The sequence below is a fragment of the uncultured Amaricoccus sp. genome, from assembly GCF_937858865.1.
In the GTDB taxonomy this organism is placed as follows: Bacteria; Pseudomonadota; Alphaproteobacteria; order Rhodobacterales; family Rhodobacteraceae; genus Amaricoccus.
The window spans coordinates 1-1,249 of the sequence record NZ_CALLYO010000465.1 but is presented as its reverse complement, the minus strand read 5'-3'; the positions used below and the strand labels follow the sequence as shown (position 1 = coordinate 1,249).

General features: G+C 72.4%; 2 protein-coding genes. Both read right to left on the bottom strand.

Going from position 1 to position 1,249, the window contains the following annotated elements; all coding sequences use genetic code 11:
- Positions 1–54 precede the first annotated feature (54 nt).
- The gene (locus tag Q0112_RS13680; RefSeq protein WP_297976180.1) at positions 55–675 is read right to left on the bottom strand and encodes a hypothetical protein; all 621 of its coding nucleotides are present in this window, start codon (positions 673–675) and stop codon (positions 55–57) included.
- Positions 672–1,249: response regulator transcription factor (locus Q0112_RS13675; protein WP_297976178.1), on the bottom strand; the 578-nt coding region annotated here is incomplete at its 5' end. The genes Q0112_RS13675 and Q0112_RS13680, both read right to left, overlap by 4 nt.

The following is a 1,249-nucleotide window of genomic DNA, read 5'->3' as shown; positions in this document are numbered from 1 at the left end:
CGCGAGGGAGAGCGCGAGGATCGTCACCGCCTGCCGCATGTCATTCCTCGCATGTCATTTCTCCCCGACCAGCACCATCTTCTCATGATAGCGGCCATCCTCCCCGGGGGTATCAGCCGAAAGTTCGAGGATGCGCGCCGGCGCCTCCGGGTCGAAGCGCAGCCGGATCGAGAGGTCGCCGAAGACCCCCATCCGCGCCCGGTTGGCGTCCGCGGCGAAGGGGGCGAGCAGGACCTCCCGCACCGTGCCCTCCTGCTCCCCGAGGCCGGCGGCGGCCAGCGCCTCGCGGATCCGGTTGCGGATGTAGTAGGGGTTGCCGCCCGTCGCCTCCGCCATCACCCGGACCGTCGTCTCGAGGAAGTAGAGCAGCACCGGATTGGCCGCCTCGACCCCGAAGGTCCCGAGCGGCTTCGCCGCCCCGCCCACCTCGCGCACCAGCCGCAGCTCGTGCCCCTCTTCCGACGGCACGACCTCGAGCCGCAGCTCTCCCGCCGTCACGTCCGCCACGGTCATCCCCTCGCGCTCGGGAACCGAACGCTCCTCGGCATAGGCGACCGCGACCCCCGCCGGCTCCGCCTCGAAGAGGTGCGGCGCCATGAGAAGGTCGGTCAGCGCGCCCGCCGCAGCAGGTATCGGGAGCAGGAAAGGCAGCAGCAGTATCCAGTTGCGGGTCATTCTTCCTCGTTCGTGACAAGCTGGAACCCGCGGCCGCGCAGCGTGCGCAGGGCGAGACCATATTCGTTGAAGTTGTCGAGCTTGCGCCGCAGGTAGCCGACGTAGACGTCGACCACATTCTCCGTCGCCCCGCCGTGCGGCGCCCAGAGGGCATCGAAGATCTCGCCGCGCGTTGCCAGCGCGCCGCCGCGCGCGACGAGCCAGGCGAGCAGCTCGCCCTCGCGCTCGGTCAGCGGCACCGGCCGCGGCCCGCCGCCGACCGTGCGCGTCGCCGGGTCGTAGGTGAGCCGGCCCATCCGCAGCGGCTCCTGCCGCGGCGCGGCGCGGCGGAGCTGCACCTCGAGACGCGCGAGCAGCTCGCTCAGCTGGAAGGGCTTGACGATATAGTCCTGCGCCCCGGCGTCGAGGCCCTCGGCGCGGTCCTCGACCCGCGCCAGCGCGCTCAGGATCAGCACCGGCATGCGGTGCCCGCGCCGCCTGAGCTCGCCGAGGAGCGCCGCCCCGCTCTCGGGCCCGAGCATCATGTCGACGATCGCCGCGTCGATCCCGCCCGCCTCGACGCGGGCGAGCGCCG